The sequence below is a fragment of the Jiangella ureilytica genome, from assembly GCF_004348545.1.
In the GTDB taxonomy this organism is placed as follows: Bacteria; Actinomycetota; Actinomycetes; order Jiangellales; family Jiangellaceae; genus Jiangella; species Jiangella ureilytica.
On sequence record NZ_SMKL01000007.1, the window covers coordinates 72625 to 96635 of the forward strand.

Genomic DNA, 24011 nt, shown 5'->3' on the forward strand with positions numbered 1-24011 from the left:
TCGGATGGTCGGCCGGCCCGCTGGTCAGCGGACCCAGCCGGAGAGGTTGCGGCCGACGCTGACGCGGGTCGACGACCGGGCCGGCTCGAAGGTCTGCAGAACGGCCCGGATCAGCCAGGCGTTGACGGACATCCCCTCGGCGGCCGCGGCCTCCTCGACCCGGACCTTGAGCGTCTCGGGCAGCCGCAGCGAGACGCGCGAGGTGCCCTCGTCCTCGGGCGGGCTGGGCGGAACCGGCGGGACGGGCGGATGCGGTGGGCGGGGCGGAGCGGCGACTGTCTCGGTGGCGACCATCTCGGGGTCGCCACCGCGCAGCCGTACCTCGACGACGATGTCGTCGAGTTGGTGGGTGATCTCGGCGGCCGCGTCGCCCAGAGCCTCCAGCAGCGTCAGCCGCAGCGAGGGCTCGACGGCGTACGACAGCCGCTCGGCCGCGTCGCGGACGTCGTCGGCGGCGGCCTGCCCGGCCGCGGCCAGCGAGCCGCGCAACGCTTCGACGTACTGGGTGAGCTCCATGACGCCATCATGGCGTCAGTATGGCGTCACGTCAAGCGCCATGCTGGCGCAGCACTGACGCCGCGCTGGCGGCGATGGCGCCATGAGTCCTGTGACCAGGTCAGCGCCTCTGCGGGAGCGGCTGTGCCATGAGTGCCTCGACGCACCACGACGCAGGCGGCGCGCAGATTGCTCACGCGCAAAGGCCGGCCACACCAACCCGGCGGGCGGTGGCGACACGGTGACGTCAGGACGACGCCACGACAGCGTCAGGCGCCGCGCTTCACCGAGGCGAGGAGGAGCTGGGCGACGTCGAGGACGTCGACGTCGTGGCCGCGGCCGGTGGCTTGGGCCTCCGTGAGGCCGTCGGAGAGCATGACGTGGCAGAACGGGCAGCCCACCGCGATGGCCTGGGCGCCGGTGTCGAGGGCCTCGGTGGTGCGGGTGGTGTTGATGCGGGTGCCGATGCGTTCTTCCATCCACATGCGCGCGCCGCCGGCGCCGCAGCAGAACGAGGTCTCGGAGTTGCGGGGCATCTCCCGCAGCTCGACCCCGGGGAGGGAAGCGACGAGCTCGCGGGGCGGGGTGTAGACCTGGTTGTGCCGGCCGAGGTAGCAGGGGTCGTGGTAGGTGACCGGGCGCCCGGCGACGGTCTCGGGGTCGGTGGGGGCGACCGGGGTGAGCCGGCCGTCGCGGACCAGGCGGTTGAGCAGCTGGGTGTGGTGCACCACCTCCAGCTCCAGGCCGAGCTGGGCGTACTCGTTCTTGATGGTGTTGAAGCAGTGCGCGCAGGACGACACCACCCGCACCGCTTTGGACTCGCGCAGCACGTCGATGTTCTGCGCGGCCAGCTGCTGGTAGAGGAACTCGTTGCCCGACCGCCGGGCGGGGTCGCCGGTGCAGGTCTCGCCGTCGCCGAGCACGGCGAAGGACACCCCGGCGGTATGCAGCAGCTCGGCGACGGCCTGGGTGGTCTTCTTGGCCCGGTCCTCGAACGCGCCCGCGCATCCGACCCAGAACAACCACTCCACCTCGGACAGGTCCTGGACCTCGACGCCGACGCGCTGCACCGGGAACGACAGGTCCGTGGCCCAGTCCATCCGCTTGGAGGCGTTGACGCCCCACGGGTTGCCGGCCTTCTCCAGGTTCTTGAACAACCCGTTCAACTCCGACGGGAACTCCGACTCGATCAGGGTCTGGTAGCGGCGCAGGTCCAGGATGTGGTCGACGTGCTCGATGTCGACCGGGCACTGGTCCACACACGCCCCGCAGGTGGTGCACGACCACAACACGTCCGGGTCGATGACCCCGCCGCCCGACGGACGCGCCGGGTCGCCCTCGGTCGGGCCGACCAGCGGCCGGCCGGCCTCCGCGACGGCGTCGGCCGGCGCGGCCTCGGCGTCCAGCAGGTAGGGGGCCTTCGCGTAGGCGTGATCGCGCAGGCTCAGCACGAACAGCTTCGGCGACAGCGGCTTGTCGGTGTTCCACGCCGGGCACTGCGACTGACACCGCCCGCACTCGGTGCAGGTGGAGAAGTCGAGCAGCCCCTTCCAGGAGAAGTCCTCGACCTTCCCCACCCCCAGCGAGGCGTCCTCGTCCAGGTCGTCGAGCGCCTCGAGATCGACCGGCTCGCCGTTCACGGTCAACGGCTTCGCCGCGCCCAGCGCCGGGCCGCCGTCGGACTCGCGCTTGAACCAGATGTTCACGAACGCCAGCCCGCGATGCCACGCCACACCCATGGTCAGGTTCCACGCGATCACGGTGAAGAACGCCCACGACACGATGATCTTCACTGCCGCGACCACGTGGACGGCGAGCTCGACGTCACCGGTGCCGACACCGTCGAACAGCGAGCCGACGAACGCCGTCAACGGGAAATGCACCACCTCGCCGTCGCCGAAGAGGCGGTACTCCAGCCCGCGCAGCACCAGGATGCTCGCCGCGATGGCGGCGATGGTGAGCTCCACGTAGTAGGCCTGCCAGAACGCCGACCCGAAGAACCGCGACCTGCGCCCCAGAGCGCGCGGATGCTCACGCTGGCGCACCACCGTCAACACCACGATCCCGAGCAGCGTCGTCCACGCGATCAGCTCGGTGAACCACTCGAACGGAACCCAGTGCCCGATCAGCGGCAACGCGAAGTACGCGTCGAACAACTGCCCGTACGCCGTCACCAACGTGAAGAACAACGCGAAGAACCCGACCATCACGAACCAGTGCGCCACCGCCACCACCGGCCGCTTCGCCATCTTCGTGTGGCCCAGGAACTCACGCACCAAGGTCCGCGTCCGCCCCCACGGGTTCTCCCGCCGCCCCGGCGCCGGTCCGCCCAGCCGGACCACCCGCAGCATTCGCACCACCGCGTCGGTGAACACCACCAACGCCAACACCGTCACCCCAAGAGCGGCGACTACCGCGACGTACTGCATGCGGGCTCGGCCTCCTCGCCGGTCGAACAGGTCTCGCGGTTCATATTACCCGTGAGTAACCACTAGGCACTCTCGACGTGTGTCCGGTGGAAGTTCAGATAGGAGCGGCTCGGCGTGGGGCCGCGCTGGCCCTGGTAGCGGGAGCCGTGCCGCTGCGAGCCGTAGGGGTCCTCGGCCGGCGAGCTGAGCGCGAAGAAGCACAGCTGGCCGATCTTCATGCCCGGCCAGAGCTTGATCGGCAGCGTGGCGACGTTGGACAGCTCGAGCGTGACGTGGCCGGTGAACCCCGGGTCGATGAACCCGGCGGTCGAGTGCGTCAGCAGCCCCAGCCGGCCGAGGCTGGACTTGCCCTCGAGCCGCGCCGCGACGTCGTCGCCCAGGGTCACCGTCTCGTAGGTCGAGGCCAGCACGAACTCCCCGGGGTGCAGCACGAACGGCTCACCGCCGTGCGGCTCGACCAAGCGGGTGAGGTCGGGCTGCTCCTCGGCCGGGTCGATGTGCGGGTACCGGTGGTTCTCGAACACGCGGAAGTACCGGTCGAGGCGGACGTCGATGCTCGACGGTTGGATCATCTCCGGGTCGAACGGGTCGAGCGCGACGCGCTTCGACTCGACGGCAGCCCGGATGTCGCGGTCGGAGAGCAGCATGTGGGGACACTACCGAACGTGCTCAGCCGTCCGGGGGCTGACGGCGGTAGGCCAGCGGCGCGCGCCAGCCGTAGCGGACCGCGAGCGCCCGCAGCGCGAACGTCAGCACGCTCGCGCCGACCCCCGTCCACACCGACAGCGCGTCGAGGCGCCACAGCAGCGCCGTCACCGTCGCGCCGACCACCGCGGGCAGCGCATAGATGTCGTCGTAGCGGAACAGCGACGGCACCTCGCGCGCCACGACGTCGCGCAGCAGGCCGCCACCGACCGCGGACGTCACACCCAGCAGCACGGCCGACACCGCCGGCACGTCCGCGGCCAGCGCCTTCACCGTCCCCGTCACGCAGAACAGCCCGAGCCCGGCGGCGTCGACCAGCAGCAGCGTGCGCCGGAACCGCGGCACGTGCGGGTAGTACAGGTAGACGACGGCGACGCCGAGCACCACGGGCACCAGGTACACCGGGTGCTCGAACACCGCCGGCCGCACGTTGATGATGACGTCGCGGACCACCCCGCCGCCCAGGCCGGTCAGCCCGGCGAGCAGGGTGCTCGCGACGATGTCGAACCCCTTGCGCGCCGCCAGCAGCGCGCCCGTGACCGCGAAGAAGAACACTCCGACGAGGTCCAGCACGAGCTGGGTCCGTTCCGGGAAGATCTCCACCGGACCAGCATCGGGCCTCTCCTGCCGTCAACCGCTGCGCAACGCGGTGATCGGCTCGACGGCAGACGCCCGCCAGGCCGGATAGGCCCCCGCGACCAGCCCGATCGCCCCGCCGAGCAATGGCGCCACCAGTGCCAGCCGGATGTCCAGCAGCGGCGTCCAGTCGCGCACGACCGACACCCCCACCGTCGCCAGCACCCCGATGGTCGACCCGATCAGCCCGCCGAGGAACCCGACGATCCCGCTCTCGACCAGGAACTGCCCGGCCACGTGCACCCGGCCGGCGCCGACCGCCCGCCGCAGCCCGATCTCGGAGATCCGCTCCAGCACCGACAGCAGCGTCACGTTCGCGATGCCCAGCCCGCCGACCAGCAGCGACAGCCCGCCGAGCGCCAGGAACAGCCCGTTGACGTCGGCTGACACGTTGTCGCGCAACGATCCCGGCCGCGGCGGCGCGGACACGTCGAGCAGGTCCGGGTTGTTGGGGTCGACGGCGATCGGCGCCTGCCGGCCGATCAGCTGGGCCGCACCGAGCTCCGTCCGCACCTCCAGCACCTCGGGCGCCTCCAGCCCGTACAGGTCCCGGGCCGTGGTCATCGGCATGATCACGGAGTCCTGCAGCTCCGACCGGTAGTCGACGGCGTCCAGGATCCCGATGACGGTGAACGCGCGGTCGCCGATGAAGATGGACGGCTGCGAGTCGACCCGGTTGATGCCCAGCCGGTCGGCGGCGTACCGGCCGAGCACGACGACGGCGTCGCCGCGCGAGTCGTGCCCCTCGTCGAAGAATCGGCCGCCGGACACCTGCGCACCCAGCGCCTCGAACAGCCCCGCCGAGGCCGCCGCCACCGGCACCGTCTGCTCCTGCGTCCCGTACGGCACGCCGCGCACCGCGTCGCCCCCGATGTCGACGGTCGCGAACGTGCCCGCCGACTCCACCCCGGCCAGCCGCTCCAGCCGGGCCGGCGCGTCCCACGGCAGCTGGGTCAGCGCGACCTGGCCGTCCGGGCCGTCGGTCTCCCCCGGTTCGACGGTGACCCGGGTCGCGGCGACCGCGTCGAACCGGTCGGAGATCTGCCCGGCCGCCGTCTGCCCGAGCCCGATCGTGGCCACCAGCGCGGCGATGCCCAGCACCGTCCCCAGCGTGGTCAGCGCCAGCCGCGACGGCCGCGCGGCCACCCCGGCGAGGGCCTCACCGGTCAGGTCGCGCAGCGTCATCCGGCGACCGCGACGGGTCACCCGCTGCCGCCCGCCCGCGCGCAGACGCCTCACGCGACCACGCCCGCGGCCGCGACGTCGGACATCACGCCGTCGACGATGCGCACCCGCCGCTGCGCCCGCGCGCTCACGCCGTCGTCGTGGGTGATGACGGCCAGCGTGAGGCCATCGGCGTGCAGCTCGTCGAAGAGGTCGAGCACCGACGCCGCGTTGCCGGAGTCGAGGTTGCCGGTCGGCTCGTCGGCCAGCAGCAGGCTCGGCTGCGCCACCAGTGCGCGCGCGATGGCGACCCGCTGCCGCTCGCCGCCGGACAGCGTGATCGGGTCGAAGTCCAGCCGGTGCCCCAGCCCCACCCGCTCCAGCGTGGCCCGGGCGCGCGCCGTCCGCTCCTTCCGCGGGACCCGCAGGTAGATCATCGCCAGCTCGACGTTCTCGAGGACGCTGCGGTGCGGCAGCAGGTGGAAGGCCTGGAACACGAAGCCGATCCGCTCGCCACGGACCCGGGTGCGCCGCCGCTCGGTCAGCGTGCTGACGTCGACGCCGTCGAGCCGGTAGGTCCCGCGCGACGGCCGGTCCAGCAGCCCGAGCAGGTGCAGCAGCGTCGACTTGCCCGACCCCGACGGCCCGATGATCGACAGGTACTCCCCCTCGGCGATGGTGAGGTCGACGTCGCGGACCGCCTCGACGCGCGGCGGCCCGGGGAACGCCCGGCCGACGCCGGTCATCTCAACCACCGGAGGCATCGTCCTCACCTCCGTCGCCGACGACGACCAGGTCGCCCTCCGCCAGGGTGCCCTCGACGGCGCTGACCTCGGCGTAGCCCTCGGCGGTGAGGCCGACCGCGACCTCCACCAGCTCGGCGACGCCGTCGCGCATGACCTCGACCCGCGACTCGCCGCCCGGTCCCGCCGTCAACGCCGCCAGCGGGACGGCGAGCACGTCGCCGTCGGTGCTCTCGATCGGCACGGTGATCCGCACGTTGGCGCCGCGCAGCGCCTCGGCCTGCTCGGGGGTGAGCTCGCCGGGCGTGACGGTGACGTCCCAGCCGGTGGCCTCGTCGCCCGTGGCCTCCTCGATGGCGGTGATGGTGCCCGGCACCTCCTCGCCGGTCGGCACCTCGATGGTGACGGGCTGGTCGACGGCGAGCCGCTCGTGGTCGGCGTCGTCGACGTTCGCGGTGACCACCAGCGAGGCGCCGCTCACCGACATGACGGCGCCGTCGACCTCGCCGCCGCGGCGCACGCTCACCTCGTCGACGCGGCGGGGCAGGCTCGGCACGAACACGACCTCCGCGGCGGGCAGCGGGGTCCCGGCGGCGACGGCGGCCTCGTCGCGGGCGGCCTCGGCGTCGTCGAGCCGGTCGCGGGCGTCGTCGAGCGCGTCCTGCAGCGCGTCCTCGTCGACGGGAGCTCCGTCCTGCCCGGGCGCGTCACCGGCCGCGTCGAGTGCGTCCTCGGCGTCCTCGACCGCGTCCTCGGCCTGGTCGACCTGGTCGTTCGCCGCGTCCAGCTCCTGCTCGGCCTGCGGGTCCGGCTCGGGCGGCTCGTAGCCGATGCGCTCGAACAGCTCCGCGACGGCGTTCCCGGTCGCTCCGGTGTACTCGTCGTCGACCTCGCCGGGATCGAGCCCCAGCCGCTCCAGCGTCAGCTCCAGCTGCTCGACGTCGGGACCGCTCATGCCCGGCCGCAGCGACCGGTACATGGGCAGCTCGCCGGCCAGAGCGATGAGCGGCCGGCCGACGATCTCCAGCAGCGCCGCGCCCTCGGCGATTTCCGCGCCCACCTCAGGCACCTGGCCGGTGACGATCGGCGGCATCTCGAGACCGCCCGTCTCCGGCGTGATGTCCACGGCGCCCGCGGAGGTGACGTCGCCGCGGGTCACCACCTCGCTGTTCAGCGTCCGCAGCTCAACCGGGACCGTGACCTCGGACGCCTCGGGGGCGGCCGTCCGCGCGACGGCGTCGGCGGGCGAGGTGATGCGGGTGCCGGCGTAGATGCCGGCACCCAGGGCGATGACGGCAGAGCCGCCGACGGCGAGGAGGGTCCGGCTGCGTGCCCGGCTCACCCGAGGCCACCGGCGTTGCCCGCCGGGCCCTCGGCCATCGCGTCGCGATAGCGCTCCAGCTCGGTCCGATGCTGCTCGACGAACTCCTCCTCGAAGCCCCACGCGACCTCCCGGCGGGCCTCGGTGACGTGCTCCTGCTCGCAGTCGTAGTCGGCCGTGGCGATGGCGATCTCATACTCCTGCAGCTCGGCCAGCGCCTCCTCGTCGATGTCGGCCGGGCGTCCCGGCCCGCCGAAGCTGACGCCCGGCCCGCCGTCGTCCTGGTCGTCGCCGGGGCCGCCGCTCTCCTGGTCGCTCTCCTGGTCGCTCTCCTCGTCGCTCTCCTCGTCGGCCTGGTCGTCGGCCTCGTCGTCGGCGGCGGGCAGGTCGTCCCAGCCGTACAGCTCGCTCATCCGCTCCATGACGGTGTTCTCGGGGTCGTCGACCGCCTCGACGTCGCTGTACCCGGCCTCGGCCATGCACCCGGCCCACGCCTCGGTGACCTCGATGACGCGCGGGTCGCTCTCGATGCGCCGGCGCAGCGCCTCGAGGTCCTCGAACAGGCCGTCGAACTCGCTCATGTCCGGGCCCATCATCCTGCCGCCGTCGTCGCCGTAGACCTCACTTCGGGCCTCGCCGTGACAGCCCTGGTTCTCGATCTCCGGCGGCCCGGTCTCGCCGGGCATGGGCTTGACGGCGACGGCGTTGCCGTCGCCGGACACCTGGACCATGTCGCCCCAGAGCGCCTGGTTGTACGCCTCGAGCGCCCCCTCGGAAAGGCCGTCGCGGATCTCCTGGTTCGGGTCGGCGACCTCCTCGTCCTCGCGGCCGGGGTCCATGAGGGTGGTCATGCCGTAGCCGTACTCGCGGGCGAACTCGTCCGGCGGGAGCGCGAACGCGTCGGCGAACGGGTCGTCCTTCGTCTCGCCGCCGAACGGGTCGACGGGCACGTACTCGAAGCCGGCCTCCTCCATGCAGGTCGCGACCAGCTCCTCGACCTGGCGCATCCGCTGCCGGTCCTCCTCGCTGAGGTCACCGGCCGAGATCGCCACGCTCATGCGCCCACCGCCCGCGAAGCCCGAGTTCTCGCCCATGTACTCCTCGAGCGGGCTCAGCTCCTCGCCGTCGTCGCTCGCCCGGCCGGTCGCGCCGCCGTCCGTCGTGCCGTCGTTGCCGCCCGCGTCGCTGTCGCCGCCGCAGCCGGACACCGCCAGGCCGGCCACGCACGCGAACGCCAGCAGCCGGGCCCGTGCTCGCCAATTCGTCATGCCAGCAGGGTGCGGAGGCGGCTGTGAAGAAGCTGTGAAGGAGCCGTCAGATCGGCGCTCTTCACAGGTTCCTGACAGGTTCCTGCGACACTCGAGTGCCATGGGAGCCCGGATCCTCGTGGCCGAGGACGACGTCAAGCAGGCCGAGCTCGTCCGCCGGTACCTCGAGCGCGAGGGTCACTCCGTCGTCATCACCCACGACGGACGCACCGCGCTGGACGAGGCACGACGGCGGCAGCCGGACCTGCTGGTGCTCGACGTCATGATGCCGCGCGTCGACGGCCTCGACGTCTGCCGCATCCTGCGGCAGGAGTCCGACACCCCGATCATCATGCTGACGGCGCGGTCCACCGAGGACGACCTGCTGCTCGGCCTCGATCTCGGTGCCGACGACTACCTCACCAAGCCGTACAGCCCGCGCGAGCTGGTGGCCCGGGTCCGGACGATCCTGCGGCGCGTGGAGCGGCACCGGGCGACGGACTCCCGGCACCGCATCGGCGCGCTGACCGTCGACGCCGACCGCCACCAGGTGTTCGTCGAAGGCCGCGAGATCGACGTCACGCCGGCCGAGTTCAAGATCCTGGCCTGCCTGAGCGCCGAGCCCGGCCGGGTGTTCCCACGGCAGAAGCTGCTGGAGCAGGCCTTCGGCTTCGACCACTACGCGCTCGACCGCACCGTCGACGTGCACGTCATGAACCTGCGCCGCAAGATCGAGGCCGACCCGGCGGCACCGGCGTACCTGCTGACGGTCTACGGCGTCGGCTACAAGATGGCTGATCTCCCAGGGGTGCGCGATGCGTCGTAACCTGTTCGTCCGCCTGCTCGTCCTGTTCCTGGGCGTCGCGGTGTTCTCCATCGCCGCCACGGCCTGGATCACCACGCAGAGCACCAGCGAGCGGCTGCGCGGCCAGTTCGAGCGCACCCTCGAGGCCGACTCCCACGTGTACCAGCAACTGCTCTTCTACGGGCAGGACCACGAGTCGTGGGACGACGTCGGCCCGCTGGTCGACGAGCTCGCGGCGCGGACCGGCAACCGGGTCGCGCTGACCGACGCCGACGGCTCGGTGCTCGCCGACTCAGCGGCCACGGACGGCGGCGCGGCGGCACTGCCGTCGACGCCGACCGCCGAGGTCGATCCCATGGCGCCGCTCGCCGTCATGGCCGGGACCGTGGCCGTGGGGTCGGCTCCGCTGGCCGTCGAGTCCTGGGCGGCAGGAAGCCCCGCGGACGACGAGACGCCCGAGGTCGCGACCGCGTCGCCGGCACCGGAGGACGCGTTCCTGCTCGACGGTGCGGCCTCGGTGACCATCGTCGGGGCCGGCGGTGGCGCGATGACCGGCGCGCCCGGCTGGCGGCTGACCGATGAGGAGGCGGCCACCCGCGAGCAACTGGTCGCCGAGGCGAACGCCTGCGTGCAGGCCCTGGGCGGCGGCGAGCTCTTCGTCGCTCCCGACGGCGCCGTCCTCCGCATCTCTCCCGACGAGTACTCCGTCGCCGTCGGGGGTCCCGGGCCTGCCGTCGGGACGCACGCCGACCCCGTCGCCGCAAGGTGCATCCCGGACGAGCTCACCGCCCCGAGCGCGGCCAGCAAGGCGCTGAACGAGGAGACGGCGCGGCTCACGGATGCGTGCCTCGCCGAGGCCGGTGTCGCGACCAAGCCCTCGTTCGACGAGAACGGCCTCGTCGCCGTCGCCGTCGCGGGCCAGGACCCGGCCGCCGCCGAGACGCTGCGGCACTGCTCGGCCCAGGCAAGTCAGCAGGCCATGGAGCCGTTCCTCGCCGATCCGGCGCTGCTCTACATCGGATCGACCGACCGGTTCGACGCCTTCTCCGGCGACGGCTGGTTGCGCACGGTGCTCACCGGGCTCGCCGTCCTGGCGGCCGCCACCGGCGTCACCGTCCTCGCCGGTCGGCGCCTCAGCCACCCGATCCGCACGCTGACGGAGGCCGCGCAACGCATGGCCTCGGGCGGGCGTGGCGCCCGGGTCCGCGTCACCGGCCACGACGAGGTGGCCCGGCTGGGCGAGGCGTTCAACGCCATGGCCTCGTCGATCGAGGAGAACGAGCGGCAGCGCAAGGCGATGGTCAGCGACATCGCGCACGAGCTGCGGACGCCCCTGGCCAACGTGCGCGGCTACCTCGAGGCGGCCGAGGACGGTGTCGTCCCTCTCGACCCGCAGCTGGTGTCGTCGCTGCTCGAGGAGTCGGCCTTGCTGCAGCGGCTCATCGACGACCTCCAGGACCTCGCCCTCGCCGACGCCGGCATGCTGCGGGTGCATCGTGAGGAGACCGACGTGGCGGAGCTGGCCCGTCAGGTGGTCGCCGCCCACCAGCCGTCGGCGTCGTCATCGGGGTCCGAGCTCGTGGTCGCCGTCGCGGCCCCGGGCGAGGTCGTGGCGGAGGTCGATCCGGTGCGGCTGCGGCAGGCACTGGGCAACCTGGTGGCGAACGCGGTGCAGTACTCGGGCGACGGCGCGACGGTTCTCGTGCGGGTCTCGCTGTCCGGCGACGACGTCGTGCTGGCCGTCCGCGACGACGGACCCGGCATCGAGCCCGAACACCTCGAGCATCTCTTCGACCGCTTCTACCGCACCGACACCTCCCGCGCACGGGCGACCGGCGGCAGCGGCCTCGGGCTCGCGATCACCAAGCACCTGGTCGAGGCGCACGAGGGGACGGTGACGGTGTCCACCATGGTCGGCGCCGGGTCGACCTTCACGATCCGGCTCCCGGTGCGGGTGGCGGCGCCGGTAGCGGGCTGACGCCGGCCGGGGACGTGCGCACCGCCCACGTGGATTGGTATGCTCGGCGTCGTGCCGCCTTGACGGGCGGCATCTGCGGATGTAGTTCAATGGTAGAACTCCAGCTTCCCAAGCTGATAACGCGGGTTCGATTCCCGTCATCCGCTCCACAGCTCATCGGCCCAGGTCATCGCCCTGGGCCGTCGTCGTGGACGGACCACCGTCACACGTCGACGAACAGCGTCACCGTGACGACGTCGCCGACCTGCAGGTTCTCGCCCAGCCGGACGACGTCCTTGACGGGGATGATGTAGCGGCCGTCCTTGGGGAACAGCGACGTCCTCCACTCGGTGGCCTCGATGCGGGCGCGGACGGGGATCATCCCCCAGCCGTAGGTCACCAGCGCGGCCGCCTCCTTCAACTCCGCGCTCTCGTCGTCGGGGACCGTGACGAAGTGATACGGCGACGGGCCGCGCCAGTGCCAGATCTCACCGGTGAACTCCAGCTCCACGCAGCGAGCCTAGCCGCCGGCACCGTTCATCGATCGGCCGCGCACATGCGTCACGACCAGCTCGGGCACGTCGCCGTCGGAGCCGCCGCGCCCGGGGAAGTCGAACACGCCGAGCATCAGCTGCATCGGGTAGTCCGGCGCCTGGTGGACCGTCCGTACCGTGTCGCCGTCGACGCTGAAGGAGACCACGCCGGGCCGCCAGTCGACGCCGTAGGTGTGGAAGTCGGAGATCTCGATGTCCAGCCGGGTCGCGTCGAACTCCTCACGCAGCTGCGGGTCGCGGAACCGGTGGATGCCCATGCCGACGTCGTGCGGGTCGGAGCCGAAGACCTCCATGACGCAGATCTCGCCGGAGCGCTCCGGGCGGTCCTCGATGCCGGACATCCAGAATGCCACCATCGACCGCTCCGACACGACGCCGCGCAGGCGCGCCTCGAACCGCCCGTAGGTCGGCGTGTAGCCCCAGAACGGCGGCTGCTCCTCGCGCACCGTCAGCCCGGGCACGAACGGCTGCTGCCCGGCGGTGCCGCCGGCCGGTCCCGAGAAGGCGCCGGTCTGCAGACATGAGACGCGCAGCGGCTCCTCGTGCCGGTCGGCGCACCACAGCCCCTGCGACGGCGGGATCCACAGCCGCAGTTCGCCGTCCTCGACGGCGTAGGTGGCGGCCGACTCCGCGCGCGAGCTCCAGTGCGGCAGGTAGTACGGGAACCAGACGTCCCGATCCAGGTCAGGTCCGGTGAATCGCTCATCGAAGTGCACGGCCATGCCGCCGCATCGTAGCCTCGCCCGCCCCGGACGAAAGGGGCCGGACGGTCACTCCTCCCAGACCGTGACGAGCGGCAGCCCGCGGCTCGCCCGGGCGGCGTCGACCAGTTCCTGCACCAGATCGGTCTTGGCGCGGGTGTACTCGTCGGGGTCGTCGATGCGGGTCGCGAGCTCGCGCTTCAGGTCGCCGTACGCGCCGGCCGCTTCGGGGTGGGCGCGCAGGTGGTCGCGGAGCAGCCGCTCGTTGCGGGTGCCCCAGGAGCTCGCGGTCACGACGTGCAGGTGGTGCGTGCGCCGGCCGTCGTCGTCGTCGCGGGGATAGAACAGCCGCTCTCGCATGCCGGTGTCGACGCGGTGGTAGCCGAGCCGGGCGAGCACGTCCTCGCGCTCGGCGACGGTGTCCAGCGAGGGCACCGAGGCCATGAGGTCGATGATCGGCTTGGCGGCGAGCCCCGGGACCGAGGTGCTGCCGATGTGCTCCAGCTCGAGGAACACCCCAGGCAGCGCGTCGCGCAGCTCCCGAGCCGCCGCCTCGGCCAGCACCGGCCAGGCCGGGTCGTACTCGCGCACCTCGATGACCATGGCGTCACCTTAGGGTGGGCGCATGCGTTTCGGCGTCCTCGGCCCGCTGGCCGTCTGGACCGACGACGGCGACCAGGTCACCGTTCCGGGGGTCAAGGTCCGGGCCCTGCTGGCCGCCCTCCTCGTCCACGGCGGCCGGGCCGCCTCGGTGGACCGGCTGGTCGAGGACGTGTGGGGCGACGACGCGCCGGCGAACCCCGCGGCCGCGTTGCAGGTCCGGGTCTCGCAGCTGCGCAAGGCGCTCGACGACGCCGAGCCGGGCGCTCGCGACCTCGTCGTCTCGCGCGCCCCCGGCTACGCGCTCGAGACCGACGCCGTCGACGCCGCGCGGTTCGCCGCGCTCGTGGCGCGAACCCAGTCCGCGGGCGCGGATCAGGACCCGCACCAGCGCAAGAACGTCCTCACCGAGGCGCTCGCCCTGTGGCGCGGACCGGCCCTGGCCGACTTCGCCGACCACGAGTTCGCCCGCACCGTCGCCGGCCGGTGGGAGGAGCAGCGCCTCGCCGCCCTCGAGCTGCTCGCCGAGGCGCGGTTGGAGCTGGGCGAGCACACCGTCGTCGCCGCCGAGCTGGCCGGGCCGGTCGCCGCGCACCCGTTCCGCGAACGCCTGCGCGCACTCCACCTGCGGGCGCTCTACCAGGCCGGCCGGCAGCGCGAGGCGCTGGACAGCTACGAGGAGTTCCGCCGCGGCCTCGCCGACGAGCTCGGACTCGATCCCGGCCCCGAGCTCGCCGAGCTGCACCAGGCGATCCTCGAGCAGGACCCCGGGCTCGCGCCGCGCCCGGCGGTCAGGCGCGGCCGCCGTCGCGTCACCAATCTCGCCGAGCCGCCGCCGCTCATCGGCCGCGAGGAGGCGCTCGCCGAGCTGCGCGAGCTGCTGGCAAGGAGCGGCTGGTCACGCTGACCGGGCCGGGCGGCGTCGGCAAGACCCGGCTGGCGACGGCGGCGGCGCACCCGCTCGTGGCCGGCTACGACGACGGCGGCTGGCTGGTCGAGCTGGCCGCGCTCGAGCGCCCGCAGCCCCGGCGCGCCGTCGACGACATCGCGGAGCTCGCCATGGCGGTCCTCGGCATCCGCGACGCCGCCGAGCCGGGCGAGCCGCCCGCGCCCCCGGCGCACCGGCTGGCCGAGGCGCTGCGCGAGCGCCGGCTGCTGCTGGTCCTCGACAACTGCGAGCACCTCATCGAGCACGCCGCGGCCCTCACCGAGCGCCTGCTGCGCACCGCACCGGGGCTGACGGTCCTGGCGACCAGCCGCGAGCCACTCGGCCTGAGCGGCGAGGTGCTGTGGGAGGTCCCGCCGCTCGACCTGCCGGAGGACGACGGCGACGGCGTCGGGCTCGCGTCGTCCGCGGCGGTGCGGCTCTTCGTCACCCGCGCCGCGGCGTCGGCCCGCGGGTTCACGCTGGACGAGTCGACCGGCCCGGTCGTCGCACAGCTGTGCCGTCGCCTCGACGGCATCCCGCTCGCCATCGAGCTGGCCGCCACGCGGGTGCGCGCGCTCGGCGTGCACGCGCTGCTCGACCGGCTCGACGACCGCTTCCGAGCGCTCGGCACCGGCCCGCGGGACCTGCCGGCCCGGCAGCGCACCCTGACCGCCGCCATCGACTGGAGCTGGAACCTGCTCGAGCCGGAGGAGCAGGTGGTGTTGCGCCGCCTCGCCGTCCACGCCGACGGCTGCACGCTCACCGCCGCCGAATCGGTGTGCGCGACCGAGAACGGCGTCGACGTGCTGGACGCGCTGGCCCGGCTGGTCGACCGCTCGCTGGTCGTCATGGACGAGCGCGACGGCGGGCCGCGGTACCGGCTGCTCGAGTCCGTCGCGGCGTACGGCGTCAACCGGCTGCACGAGGCCGGCGAGCACGCGCTGATCCGTGCCCGGCACGCCCGCTACTACACCGACCTGGCGCTCGCGGCCGACGCCGAGCTGCGCGGCGCCGGCCAGCGCGAGTGGCTGCGCCGGCTCGACGCGGAGTCGGCGAACCTGCGTGCGGCGCTCGACACCGCCGAGCGGCTGGGCGAGGCCGAGCTGGCGCTGCGGCTCACCAGCGCGCAGACCTGGTACCGGATGCTCCGTGGCCGGCTGTCCGAGGGCCGGCGCGCGCTCGAGACGGCGCTGGCGATCCCCGGCGACGTGCCGGCCGGCGTCCGCGGCGACGCCCTGACCTGGTACGTCGGCATCACGATCCTGCAGGGCGACCAGCACGACTGGCTCGCCCGCTGCGAGGCCGCCCTCCGCACGATCGACGACGGCGACGGCGACGGCGACCGCGCGCCCGCCGGCCGGGCCCGGGCGGAGTGGTTCCTCTGCTACGCCACGTTCGACCTCGGCGACGCCGCGGTCACGGACCGGCTGCTCGACCGGGCGTCCCGGGGATTCGCGTCGACCGGCGACCGGTGGGGTCGGGCCGCCGCGCTGGTCATGCGGGCGCGGGTGGCGCACGTCCACGGCGACCCGGAGGCGCTCGGCCGGTACGCCATCGAGGCGGCCGAGACCTTCCGCGAGCTCGGCGACGGCTGGGGCGTCCTGCAGGCGACCAGCTGGCTGATCGGGCAGGCCGACCTCACCGGCGACTACGATCAGGGTCTCAGGCTCTGCCGCGAGTCGCTGCCGCTGGCCGAGGAGCTGGGCCTGTGGCCCGACGTCGTCGGCGCGCTGTCCTGGCTGGGCTGGATCGGCATGCAGACGGGGGACCACGCCGTCGCGCGCGAGCACTGCGAGCAGGCGCTGCGCCTGGCCGCCGAGCACGGCCTGCACTCGGCGCAGGTGTTCGCCGCCCTGGGGCTGTCGCTCGCGGCCCGGCGCTCCGGAGACCTGGACGCCGCGGAGGAGCAGCTGACCCGGCTGCTACGGGCGGCGGAGCAGCAGGCAGCGGGCGCCGGCACCGCGTTCTACCTCCCGATCGTGCTCAACGAGCTCGGCTTCCTGGCCGCCGAGCGGGGCGACCACGAGACCGCGCGCGAGCTGCATCTGCGCGCCTACGACGCGGGGCAGGACATCGGCGCGACCGCCCGCGAGCTGACGTTCGCGCTCGCGGCGGCGGCCGCGGCGCTGGCACAGGCCGGCGAGGCGCATGCTGCCGCCGTCGTCCTCGGCGCCGCGGAGGCCGCGATGACCGCCACAGGACTACCGCTGGCGCCGTCGGACCAGGACGAAGCCGACCGGATCGCGGCGCTGATCCGGTCGGGGCAGGACGCGGCCGCGTTCGAGGCGGCCCATGCCGAAGGTGCGGCCATGACGCCCGCGGCCGCCCGGGACCTGGCCGGGCGGCGCTCGGGTGCCGGCGCTCACTTGGGTGCGTAGACCCCCACGATGATCCCGGAGTCGAACACCGTCTGGTCCACGAGCTCGAGGTGGGTGGTGTCGAAGCCGTCCCACAGCCGGTAGCCGTCGCCACCGGCGAGCACCGGGTACACCCAGAAGTGGTACTCGTCGACCAGCTTGTGCTCGAGCAGCGTCGTGTCCAGCTCGCCGGTGCCGTACTTGACGATGGTCTCGCCGGACTGCGCCTTCAGGGCGGCGACGGCCTGCGCCACGTCGCCCTCGAGGACCCGCGAGTTCCACTCCAGCTCGCCGGTGAGCGTCCGGGAGGCGACGTACTTCGGCAGCGCGTTGAAACGGTCGGCGATCGGGTCGCCGGCCCGGCTCGTCCAGGCGTCCTTGAACCCCTCGTAGGTGGCCCGGCCCAGCAGCATGGCGTCGACGTCGTCGACCAGCTTCTGGTTGTAGTCGTTGTGCTGTTCGTCCCAGTACGGCTGGCCCCACACGTGCGGCTCGCCGATGCAGCCGTCGAGGGTGATGAACGTGGACTCGATGAGCTTGCGCATGATGGTTCCTCCTGGCGGGTGGGGGACGCCCGGTCCGGCCGGCCCCGTCGTCTCGATGTCCCCCACGATGCGGGAAACGCCTTACGGTTCTCTTCAGGTCCGGTTCAGGGGCACTCACCTGGGTATCCCAGGAGAAGGAGGTACCCGTCATGATCACCCGACCACATCAGATCGGCATCTGGCTCGACCAGCTGGCGCCAGAGCGTCGCGCTGAGGCCGAGCAACTGGCCGATCTGGTCCGCGACGCCGTCGGCCCGCAGGACGAGCTCGACGAAGCGATCAAGTGGAACCGGCTCACGTTCACCGCGGGCGGCAACTGGCACCACTGGGTGTGCGCCGTCTCGGTGACGAAGCGGGCCGCCAGCCTGATATTCCACAAGGGTGCGCTGCTCGAGGACCCGAGAGGGCTGCTCGAGGGCGAGGGGCAGTACCTGCGCGGAACGTCCTACGAACGGGCACACGACGATCCCGATGCGATCGCCGGGCTGGTACGGCAGGCGGTGGACCGGCAGACCGACATGCTCGGCGGGCTGAACTGACACAATCCAGGGCATGCCCGACCTGATCGTCGAGCCGCTGGACCGGCGGCCCGAGCTCGCCACCCTCGCATCGCAGCTGACGAACCTGTGGCCGCGATTCATGCAGCAGGACCCGACGGCGAACCTGTACTACCCCGATGCCGAGACGGCCTACCCCGAGCACGTACTGGTCGCCTACGAGCCGCCGGACACCGCGGTCGCGCTCGCCTACACCGTCCCGTTCGCGTTCGGCGGCGAGAACCGCGAGCGGCTGCCCGACGACGGCTGGGACGGAATCGTGCGATGGGCGGCGCAGGACCGCGCCCGCGGCACGAAGCCGACGCTGGTGTCGGCGCTCGAGATCTCCATCGACCCCGCACGACGGGGTCAGGGCTTGGCGCCGGTGCTGCTGGCCGCCATGCGCGACAACGTGCGGCGGCTCGGGTTCACCGAGCTGGTGGCGCCCGTGCGGCCCAGCGCCAAACACCAGGAACCGCACACGCCCATGACGGAGTACGCCCATCGCACCCGGCCCGACGGCCTGCCCGCCGACCCCTGGCTGCGGGTGCACGCGCGGGCCGGCGCGACCATCGAGCGGGTGGCGCCGCGGTCCATGGTCATCGCCGGCACGCTCGCCGACTGGCGCGAGTGGACCGGCCTCCCGTTCGACGCGTCCGGCGAGGTCGTCGTGCCGCAGGCGCTGGTCCCGGTGCACTGCAGCGTCGAGCACGACCACGCGGTCTACGTCGAGCCGAACGTCTGGATGCGCCACGCGGTCGGCTGATCACCCGGGGCGTGCCGACGGCGTCAGCGATCCGCCTGGTGGTACTCCAGTCCGGCGGCCGACGGGATGAGGTAGGCCGCCCAGCGCTCGGCCGGCGGCTCCCCGCCCAGCCATCGCGCCGTCGTCAGTCCCGCGACCTCCGGTCCGATGAGCGCCAGCCGCAGCGGCACCTGCGCGTGCACCCGGGCCCCGATGCCGGCCAGCCAGCGGTCCAGCGGCCGCCGCCACAGCAGCGAGTCGCCGCCGCGGAAGGGGAACGCGGCACTGCGTGGCTCGGCGAGGTCCAGCGCGCCGACCGGGATGAAGAACACCAGCCAGTCCGTGCCGGACGCCTGCCGCACGGCCCGCGCGCCGCAGACGACGGTGCGCCGGCGCGGCAGCGTGACCAGCCCGGCCAGCCGCCCGAACCGCCGCAGGCCGGTGACCGAGCACGGCGCGTCGACCCAGGACTCGCCGCCGTCGGTGCCGCCCTGGCAGCCGGCCACGCCGGCGGCCGCCCAGAGCGCCGTCAGCGCCGCGTCGAGGCGGGCGTCGTCGCGCTCGCCCAACTCCATGGCCAGCTCGTACGCACCGCCGAGCCAGAGCGCGTCGTCGTGCAGATCGGATGCGTCGGCCGCCACGGCACCCATCATCGCGGTGCGCGACCCGTGCCGGGGGCGGTTTCGGACAACTCGGACTAGACGAGGTCCACGACGACCTTGATGTCGTCGGCGCCACGGTCCAGCGCCTTGGCGGCGGCGCTCAGCGGCACGCGGCGGGTGATCAGCCGGGCCAGCCAGTCGAGGTCGGCCTCCGCCAGCGCCCGGGCGGCCGACTCGTAGTGCCGGCGGTTCGCGTTCACCGAGCCGAACATCACGTCGTTCTCGAGCACCATCTCGCGGTAGTGGCTACCCGCTTCCACCGACACGCGCCGGCCCGGCGGGTACACGCCCGTCAGGCAGACGATCCCGAAGGCGGCCGTGGCCGACATGGCGCCGAAGGCGAGGTCGGACACGCCGGTCGCCTCGATCACGACGTCCGGCCGGGCCACCTCCGCCGCCGCCTCGAGCCCGTCGTGGTGGTAGCGCGCCCCCAGGGCGGCGACGGCGTCCGGCTTGGCCCCGTGCTCCGCCACGTCGAGAACGTGCACGTCGAGCCCGCGCTGGACGCCGAGCAGCGCCGCCAGCAGGCCGATGGGACCGGCGCCCGCGACCAGGACCGACCGGGGCTCGAACCAGGACCGTGAGCCGATGCGCTCGATCTGCTCCCAGGCCTTCGCGACCACGCTGGCCGGCTCGACCAGCATGCCGACCTCCTCGAGCACGGAGTCGAGGACCACCACGTCGCCCGCCTGCACGCACCAGCGTTCGCTGCCGAACCCGTCGAGCTCCTTGATGCCGTGCTCGGTGTACCGGCCGTTGCGGCACATGTCGAACTCGCCGTGGGCGCAAGCGAGGCACGGCTCGGGATCGGGCCGCCGCACCACGCCGGCCACCAGGTCCCCGCGGCGGACGGCGCTGCCGGCCGGCGCGTGCAGCACCAGCCCGAGCGACTCGTGCCCGATCACCAGGTGCTCGTGGCCAGGCGGTGCGCTGCCGTACATCCCGGCGACGATCTCCGTGTCGGTCCCGCAGATCCCGACCGCCAGACCGCGCACCACCAGGTCGCCCTCGCCGGGCGACGGATCGGGCACCTCACGGACGTCGAACGAACCTGCCCGGCCGGGCTCCACCGTCATCGCACGCACAGTGGGGCAGTACCCAGGACGTCAGGGCCGCAACGGTCCGGTGCCGGCGCCGTGCGCCGTCACGGCCGCCGCGATGTCGTCGAGGTCGGCGTCGTCCAGCCGCAGCCCGGCGGCCGGCAGCCAGCCGTCGATCTGGCTCGGCCGGCGGGCGCCGACGATGGCCGCCGTCACGCCGGGGAAGGTCAGCGTCCACGCCACGGCCAGGGCCGCGACGGTGACTCCCTTGCGCTCGGCGATGGGCCGCAGGTCCTCGACCAGGGCGAGGTTGCGGCGCAGGCCGTCGCCGGTGAACTGCGGGCTGCGGCTGCGCCAGTCGTCGTCGCCCAGCGCGTGCGCGCGCTCGGCGGTGAACGAGCCGGTGAGCAGGCCGGAGGCCATGGGGCTGTAGACGATGACGCCGGTGACGTGCTCGGCCGACCAGGGGATGACGTCGGCGGCGGCGTCGCGACGGATCAGGCTGAACGGCGGCTGCAGGGAGTCGACGTGGCCGACCGCCTCGGCGGCCTCGAGCTGCTTGACGTCGTGGTTGGACAGCCCGGCGGCGCGCAGCTTGCCTTCGTCGACCAGGTCGCGGAAGGTCTGCCAGTACTCCTCGACCGGCGTGCCGTCCTCGGCCGGCCAGTGCATCTGGAACAGGTCGATGCGCTCGACCTCCAGCCGCCGCAGCGAGCTCTCGACGTCGCGGCGAATGCTGGCGGGCGCCCCGATGCGGTCGGACTGCCGCTGCCGGTCGGACTCGTCCCAGACCAGACCGCCTTTGGTGAAGACGTACGGGCGGTCGGCGCCGGCGAAGTCACGCAGGGCCCGTGCGACCACCTCCTCGGAGTGGCCGAGGCCGTAGACACCGGCGGTGTCGATCCAGTTCACGCCCGCCTCGACGGCGTACCGGATGGCCCGGACGGACTCCTCGTCGTCCTGGGCGCCCCAGCCGTTGGCCCAGTCGGCGCCGCCGATGGCCCAGGCGCCGAAGCCCACGCGGGTGATGTCCATGCCGGTGCGGCCCAGAGGTGCGGTCTGCATGCCGCCAGCATCGGCCGTCGTCGGAGCCGCTGTCCAACAGGAGGAATCGATCGGTGCGAGAAGCCGTGGTCATCAATGTCCCGGCCCCCGCTTCGGCTACCCCTCGTGACCTACGTGATCAACGGCATCGCCGGCACCGTCAGTCCGGCAGCATCGGCATGACCAGCGCCTCGTCCCGGTTCAGCAGGACGGCCCGGGTGACGGCGCGGGTGCCGAACCGGTCGCGGACGTCGTCGATGGTGGCGTCGAGCGCAGCACCTCCGTGCCGGTCGATGGGCAGCGGCAACTGCAGCGGGTCGTCGTCCTCGAGGTTGCTCAGGGCGACGCCGACCAGCGTCAGCCCGCGCTGCTCGATGGTGGGCCCGACGGCGGCGACGAGACTTCTGGCGACGGTGAGCAACTGCCCGGTGTGCGACGTCGGCTCGGCCAGTGTGTGCGAGCGGGTGGCGCGCGTGTAGTCGCCGAACCGCAGCCGCAGGACGACGGTGCGCGCGACCCGCCGGGCGGCCCGGAGCCGCCGGGTGACCCGATCGATGATGCCGACGACGACGGCGTCCAGCTCGGCCGGCGTACGGGACCGGTGGCCCAGCGCGTGCTGGGAGCCGATGGAGTGGCGCCGCACCCCGACGACGACACGGCGGGGGTCGCGGCCGGTCGCGAGCGCGTGCAGGTGCCGGCCGGCCGCCGGGCCGACGATGGCGGCCAGCGACCGCTCGGGCACCAGGGCGATGTCGCCGACGGTCATGATGCCGCGCCGGCGCAGCTTGACTGCCGTCTTCTCGCCCACGCCCCACAGCCGCTCGATGGGCAGCGGGTGCAGGAACTCCTGCTCGCGATCGGGCTCGACCACCAGCAGGCCGTCGGGCTTGGCGACGGCGCTGGCCACCTTGGCGAGGAACTTGGTCCGGGCGACGCCGACGGTGATGGGCAGCCCGACCTTGCGGAGGACCTCGCGGCGCAGCCGGGCCGCGATGTCCGCCGGCGACCCGGAGATCAACGCCAGCCCGCCGACGTCGAGGAACGCCTCGTCGATGGAGATCCCCTCGACCAGCGGCGTGGTCTGCCGGAACACCTCGAAGACCGCCTCGCTGGCCGCGGAGTACGCCGACATGCGCGGCGAGACGACGACGGCGTCGGGGCACAGCCGGCGCGCCTGACGGCCACCCATCGCCGTCCGGACGCCGTGCGCCTTGGCTTCGTAGCTGGCCGCGAGCACCACGCCCATGCCGACGATGACGGGCCTTCCGCGCAGGTCAGGGTCGTCGCGCTGCTCGACCGACGCGTAGAAGGCGTCGAGGTCGGCATGCAGGATGTTCGCCGCCCTGGCCACGAACACATGTTCGCATCAGTTCGATCAAATGCCAAGACCTCCGACAGTCCGTGTCGCCTTGACAAGCGTAATTGTCGGTGGCAGGCTTCTCCGCATGCAGGACGTGACGGTGATCGAGGACCCCGCTGCGGCGGAGGCGTCCCTGGACCCCATGCGGACGCGGCTGCTGGCGGAACTCGCCGAGCCCGGGTCGGCCACCATGCTGGCCGCACGCGTCGGCCTGGCCCGGCAGAAGGTGAACTACCACCTGCGCACGCTCGAACGGCACGGCCTGGTCGAGCTGGTCGAGGAGCGGAGGAAGGGCAACGTCACCGAGCGGGTGCTGCAGGCGACGGCGGCGTCGTACGTCATCTCGCCCGTCGCCCTGGCGGCCGTCCAGCCCGACCCGTCCCGCTCGCCCGACCGGCTGTCGGCCCGCTGGCTGCTCGCGCTGGCGGCGAAACTGGTCCGCGACGTCGGCCTGCTGCTCACCGCGTCGGCCGCGGCGCGCAAGCGGGTCGCGACGTTCGCCATCGACGGCGAGGTGCGGTTCGCCTCGCCCGCCGAGCGCGCGGCGTTCGCCGACGAGCTGGCCGGCGCCGTCACGTCGCTGGTGTCCAAGTACCACGACGAGTCCGCCCCCGGCGGCCGCACCTACCGCGTCGTCGTGGCCGCCCACCCCAGCGTCGACACCGCCGCGAAGGTGTCCTGAGCATGGGCCACCACTTCGAGTCCGCCCAGCAGGCGGAGGTCGACGCCACACCCGATCAGATCTGGGAGGCCATCGCGACCGGCCCGGGCATCGAGTCCTGGTTCATGGGCCGCGCCGACGTCGAGCCCGGCCCCGACGGCGTCGTGCGCATCGAGTTCGGCGGCTACGCGCCCCAGCAGCCCGTCACCGCGTGGGAGCCCGGCCGCCGGCTCGCCTACGGCACCGAGACCGCGCCCGACGGCCGGTTCGTCGCCTACGAGTTCCTGCTCGAGGGGCGCGACCACGCCAGCACGACGCTGCGGGTCGTCGCCAGCGGCTTCCTCCCCGGCGACGACTGGGCCGACGAGTTCGACGCCATGACCAAGGGCAACGCGATGTTCTTCCACACCCTGGTCGAGTACGTCACGCACTTCGCCGGCCGCGCCGCGCGCCCGGTCACGGTCTTCGGCCCCATGGTCACCGACTGGGACCGCGCCTGGGCCGCCGTGCACGCCGAGCTGGGGCTCACCGACCCGGTGTCCGCCGGCGACGTCGTCAGCCTGCGGCTCGCGGACGGCGCGGCCGAGTCCGCCGTCGTGTACTACGCCAACGCGCACACCCTCGGCCTGCGCACTGACGATGCGCTGATCCGGTTCCTCAAGGGCTTCCACGGCCCGATGATCGCCGCCCACCACGTCTTCGCCGACGACACGCACCGCCACTCCGACGCCGCCTGGCAGGCGTGGCTGACCCGCGTCCTCGGCTGACCGTCCCCC

Annotated in this window: 22 protein-coding genes, 1 tRNA gene and 1 pseudogene; 8 read left to right on the plus strand and 16 right to left on the minus strand. The window is 73.1% G+C overall.

Annotation, left to right across the window (positions count from 1 at the left end):
• Nucleotides 1-24: 24 nt before the first annotated feature.
• The 8 genes from E1212_RS04670 to E1212_RS04705 all read right to left on the minus strand — a co-directional run bounded on the left by E1212_RS04670 (nt 25) and on the right by E1212_RS04705 (nt 8761).
• Complete coding sequence (locus tag E1212_RS04670; RefSeq protein WP_131979831.1) at nt 25-516, minus strand: toxin-antitoxin system HicB family antitoxin; 492 nt, start codon at nt 514-516, stop codon at nt 25-27.
• A 248-nt stretch (nt 517-764) separates the two neighbouring features.
• On the minus strand, nt 765-2924 hold the full coding sequence (locus tag E1212_RS04675) for a (Fe-S)-binding protein (RefSeq protein WP_131979833.1): 2160 nt from the start codon (nt 2922-2924) through the stop codon (nt 765-767).
• 62 nt (nt 2925-2986) lie between these two features.
• Nucleotides 2987-3571, minus strand: a complete 585-nt coding sequence (gene dcd / locus E1212_RS04680; protein ID WP_131979835.1) for a dCTP deaminase — start codon at nt 3569-3571, stop codon at nt 2987-2989.
• Between the two features lie 22 nt (nt 3572-3593).
• A complete protein-coding gene (locus E1212_RS04685; protein ID WP_203416389.1) occupies nt 3594-4232 on the minus strand; it encodes a trimeric intracellular cation channel family protein in 639 nt (212 codons plus the stop codon).
• A gap of 27 nt (nt 4233-4259) precedes the next feature.
• Nucleotides 4260-5450, minus strand: coding sequence for an ABC transporter permease (locus E1212_RS04690; protein WP_131979837.1), 1191 nt, complete (start codon nt 5448-5450; stop codon nt 4260-4262).
• A 50-nt stretch (nt 5451-5500) separates the two neighbouring features.
• On the minus strand, nt 5501-6193 hold the full coding sequence (locus E1212_RS04695; protein ID WP_131979839.1) for an ABC transporter ATP-binding protein: 693 nt from the start codon (nt 6191-6193) through the stop codon (nt 5501-5503).
• Nucleotides 6177-7514, minus strand: a complete 1338-nt coding sequence (locus E1212_RS04700) for an efflux RND transporter periplasmic adaptor subunit (protein ID WP_131979841.1) — start codon at nt 7512-7514, stop codon at nt 6177-6179. The genes E1212_RS04695 and E1212_RS04700 overlap by 17 nt, the downstream gene beginning before the upstream one ends.
• Entirely contained in the window at nt 7511-8761 is a 1251-nt protein-coding gene (locus tag E1212_RS04705) for a thioredoxin domain-containing protein (protein ID WP_131979843.1), read from the minus strand. The genes E1212_RS04700 and E1212_RS04705 overlap by 4 nt, the downstream gene beginning before the upstream one ends.
• Before the next feature lie 100 nt (nt 8762-8861).
• Here E1212_RS04705 and E1212_RS04710 point away from each other — a divergent pair, with 100 nt between their 5' ends.
• The 3 genes from E1212_RS04710 (at nt 8862) to E1212_RS04720 (ending at nt 11672) form a co-directional block, all read left to right on the plus strand.
• Complete coding sequence (locus E1212_RS04710) at nt 8862-9566, plus strand: response regulator transcription factor (protein ID WP_131979845.1); 705 nt, start codon at nt 8862-8864, stop codon at nt 9564-9566.
• Nucleotides 9556-11523 (plus strand): sensor histidine kinase, encoded by a 1968-nt coding sequence (locus tag E1212_RS04715; RefSeq protein ID WP_131979847.1) that lies wholly within the window; start codon nt 9556-9558, stop codon nt 11521-11523. The genes E1212_RS04710 and E1212_RS04715 overlap by 11 nt, the downstream gene beginning before the upstream one ends.
• A gap of 75 nt (nt 11524-11598) precedes the next feature.
• A tRNA-Gly gene (locus E1212_RS04720) sits at nt 11599-11672 on the plus strand.
• Nucleotides 11673-11725: 53 nt separating this feature from the next.
• On the opposite strand, the gene E1212_RS04725 is transcribed toward E1212_RS04720, so the two are convergent.
• Genes E1212_RS04725 through E1212_RS04735 form a run of 3 tightly spaced genes read right to left on the minus strand, consistent with a single transcriptional unit; the run spans nt 11726 to nt 13360 of the window.
• Complete coding sequence (locus E1212_RS04725; RefSeq protein ID WP_131979849.1) at nt 11726-12013, minus strand: DUF1905 domain-containing protein; 288 nt, start codon at nt 12011-12013, stop codon at nt 11726-11728.
• Nucleotides 12014-12022: 9 nt separating this feature from the next.
• The gene (locus E1212_RS04730; RefSeq protein ID WP_131979851.1) at nt 12023-12778 is read right to left on the minus strand and encodes a glycoside hydrolase family 16 protein; all 756 of its coding nucleotides are present in this window, start codon (nt 12776-12778) and stop codon (nt 12023-12025) included.
• Nucleotides 12779-12826: 48 nt separating this feature from the next.
• A complete protein-coding gene (locus tag E1212_RS04735) occupies nt 12827-13360 on the minus strand; it encodes a GrpB family protein (RefSeq protein ID WP_131979853.1) in 534 nt (177 codons plus the stop codon).
• Nucleotides 13361-13382: 22 nt separating this feature from the next.
• Here E1212_RS04735 and E1212_RS04740 point away from each other — a divergent pair.
• Nucleotides 13383-16663 (plus strand): annotated as a pseudogene (locus E1212_RS04740) (AfsR/SARP family transcriptional regulator).
• Here E1212_RS04740 and E1212_RS04745 read toward each other — a convergent pair.
• Nucleotides 16648-17187, minus strand: a complete 540-nt coding sequence (locus E1212_RS04745; protein WP_131979855.1) for a dihydrofolate reductase family protein — start codon at nt 17185-17187, stop codon at nt 16648-16650. The pseudogene E1212_RS04740 and the gene E1212_RS04745 sit on opposite strands and share 16 nt — an antisense overlap.
• 149 nt (nt 17188-17336) lie before the next feature.
• On the opposite strand from E1212_RS04745, the gene E1212_RS04750 reads away from it, so the two are divergent.
• Together E1212_RS04750 and E1212_RS04755 are read left to right on the plus strand one after the other, a co-directional pair.
• Nucleotides 17337-17726, plus strand: a complete 390-nt coding sequence (locus tag E1212_RS04750; protein ID WP_131979857.1) for a DUF1801 domain-containing protein — start codon at nt 17337-17339, stop codon at nt 17724-17726.
• A 13-nt stretch (nt 17727-17739) separates the two neighbouring features.
• Nucleotides 17740-18489, plus strand: coding sequence for a Long-chain-fatty-acid--CoA ligase (locus tag E1212_RS04755; RefSeq protein ID WP_203416395.1), 750 nt, complete (start codon nt 17740-17742; stop codon nt 18487-18489).
• A gap of 23 nt (nt 18490-18512) precedes the next feature.
• Here E1212_RS04755 and E1212_RS04760 read toward each other — a convergent pair whose 3' ends face one another.
• The 4 genes from E1212_RS04760 to dinB all read right to left on the minus strand — a co-directional run bounded on the left by E1212_RS04760 (nt 18513) and on the right by dinB (nt 22571).
• The gene (locus E1212_RS04760; protein WP_131979859.1) at nt 18513-19109 is read right to left on the minus strand and encodes a hypothetical protein; all 597 of its coding nucleotides are present in this window, start codon (nt 19107-19109) and stop codon (nt 18513-18515) included.
• Nucleotides 19110-19165: 56 nt separating this feature from the next.
• Nucleotides 19166-20215 (minus strand): glucose 1-dehydrogenase, encoded by a 1050-nt coding sequence (locus E1212_RS04765; protein ID WP_131979861.1) that lies wholly within the window; start codon nt 20213-20215, stop codon nt 19166-19168.
• A 21-nt stretch (nt 20216-20236) separates the two neighbouring features.
• Nucleotides 20237-21235: an aldo/keto reductase gene (locus E1212_RS04770; RefSeq protein WP_203416399.1), complete on the minus strand. Its 999-nt coding sequence runs from the start codon at nt 21233-21235 to the stop codon at nt 20237-20239.
• A 139-nt stretch (nt 21236-21374) separates the two neighbouring features.
• Nucleotides 21375-22571, minus strand: a complete 1197-nt coding sequence (gene dinB, locus E1212_RS04775) for a DNA polymerase IV (RefSeq protein WP_203416401.1) — start codon at nt 22569-22571, stop codon at nt 21375-21377.
• 88 nt (nt 22572-22659) lie between these two features.
• Here dinB and E1212_RS04780 point away from each other — a divergent pair, with 88 nt between their 5' ends.
• A complete protein-coding gene (locus tag E1212_RS04780; protein WP_203416403.1) occupies nt 22660-23256 on the plus strand; it encodes an ArsR/SmtB family transcription factor in 597 nt (198 codons plus the stop codon).
• A gap of 2 nt (nt 23257-23258) precedes the next feature.
• On the plus strand, nt 23259-24002 hold the full coding sequence (locus E1212_RS04785; RefSeq protein WP_131979865.1) for an SRPBCC family protein: 744 nt from the start codon (nt 23259-23261) through the stop codon (nt 24000-24002).
• The last annotated feature ends 9 nt before the right edge of the window (nt 24003-24011 follow it).

What these genes read in the sequence shown, in the direction of transcription:
- E1212_RS04670 (WP_131979831.1), bottom strand. Translation starts at nt 516, where the DNA reads ATGGAGCTCACCCAGTACGTCGAAGCGTTGCGCGGCTCGCTGGCCGCG.
- E1212_RS04675 (WP_131979833.1), bottom strand. Translation starts at nt 2,924, where the DNA reads ATGCAGTACGTCGCGGTAGTCGCCGCTCTTGGGGTGACGGTGTTGGCG.
- dcd (WP_131979835.1), bottom strand. Translation starts at nt 3,571, where the DNA reads ATGCTGCTCTCCGACCGCGACATCCGGGCTGCCGTCGAGTCGAAGCGC.
- E1212_RS04690 (WP_131979837.1), bottom strand. Translation starts at nt 5,450, where the DNA reads ATGACGCTGCGCGACCTGACCGGTGAGGCCCTCGCCGGGGTGGCCGCG.
- E1212_RS04695 (WP_131979839.1), bottom strand. Translation starts at nt 6,193, where the DNA reads ATGCCTCCGGTGGTTGAGATGACCGGCGTCGGCCGGGCGTTCCCCGGG.
- E1212_RS04705 (WP_131979843.1), bottom strand. Translation starts at nt 8,761, where the DNA reads ATGACGAATTGGCGAGCACGGGCCCGGCTGCTGGCGTTCGCGTGCGTG.
- E1212_RS04710 (WP_131979845.1), top strand. Translation starts at nt 8,862, where the DNA reads ATGGGAGCCCGGATCCTCGTGGCCGAGGACGACGTCAAGCAGGCCGAG.
- E1212_RS04715 (WP_131979847.1), top strand. Translation starts at nt 9,556, where the DNA reads ATGCGTCGTAACCTGTTCGTCCGCCTGCTCGTCCTGTTCCTGGGCGTC.
- E1212_RS04730 (WP_131979851.1), bottom strand. Translation starts at nt 12,778, where the DNA reads ATGGCCGTGCACTTCGATGAGCGATTCACCGGACCTGACCTGGATCGG.
- E1212_RS04735 (WP_131979853.1), bottom strand. Translation starts at nt 13,360, where the DNA reads ATGGTCATCGAGGTGCGCGAGTACGACCCGGCCTGGCCGGTGCTGGCC.
- E1212_RS04745 (WP_131979855.1), bottom strand. Translation starts at nt 17,187, where the DNA reads ATGCGCAAGCTCATCGAGTCCACGTTCATCACCCTCGACGGCTGCATC.
- E1212_RS04750 (WP_131979857.1), top strand. Translation starts at nt 17,337, where the DNA reads ATGATCACCCGACCACATCAGATCGGCATCTGGCTCGACCAGCTGGCG.
- E1212_RS04755 (WP_203416395.1), top strand. Translation starts at nt 17,740, where the DNA reads ATGCCCGACCTGATCGTCGAGCCGCTGGACCGGCGGCCCGAGCTCGCC.
- E1212_RS04770 (WP_203416399.1), bottom strand. Translation starts at nt 21,235, where the DNA reads ATGCAGACCGCACCTCTGGGCCGCACCGGCATGGACATCACCCGCGTG.
- E1212_RS04780 (WP_203416403.1), top strand. Translation starts at nt 22,660, where the DNA reads ATGCAGGACGTGACGGTGATCGAGGACCCCGCTGCGGCGGAGGCGTCC.
- E1212_RS04785 (WP_131979865.1), top strand. Translation starts at nt 23,259, where the DNA reads ATGGGCCACCACTTCGAGTCCGCCCAGCAGGCGGAGGTCGACGCCACA.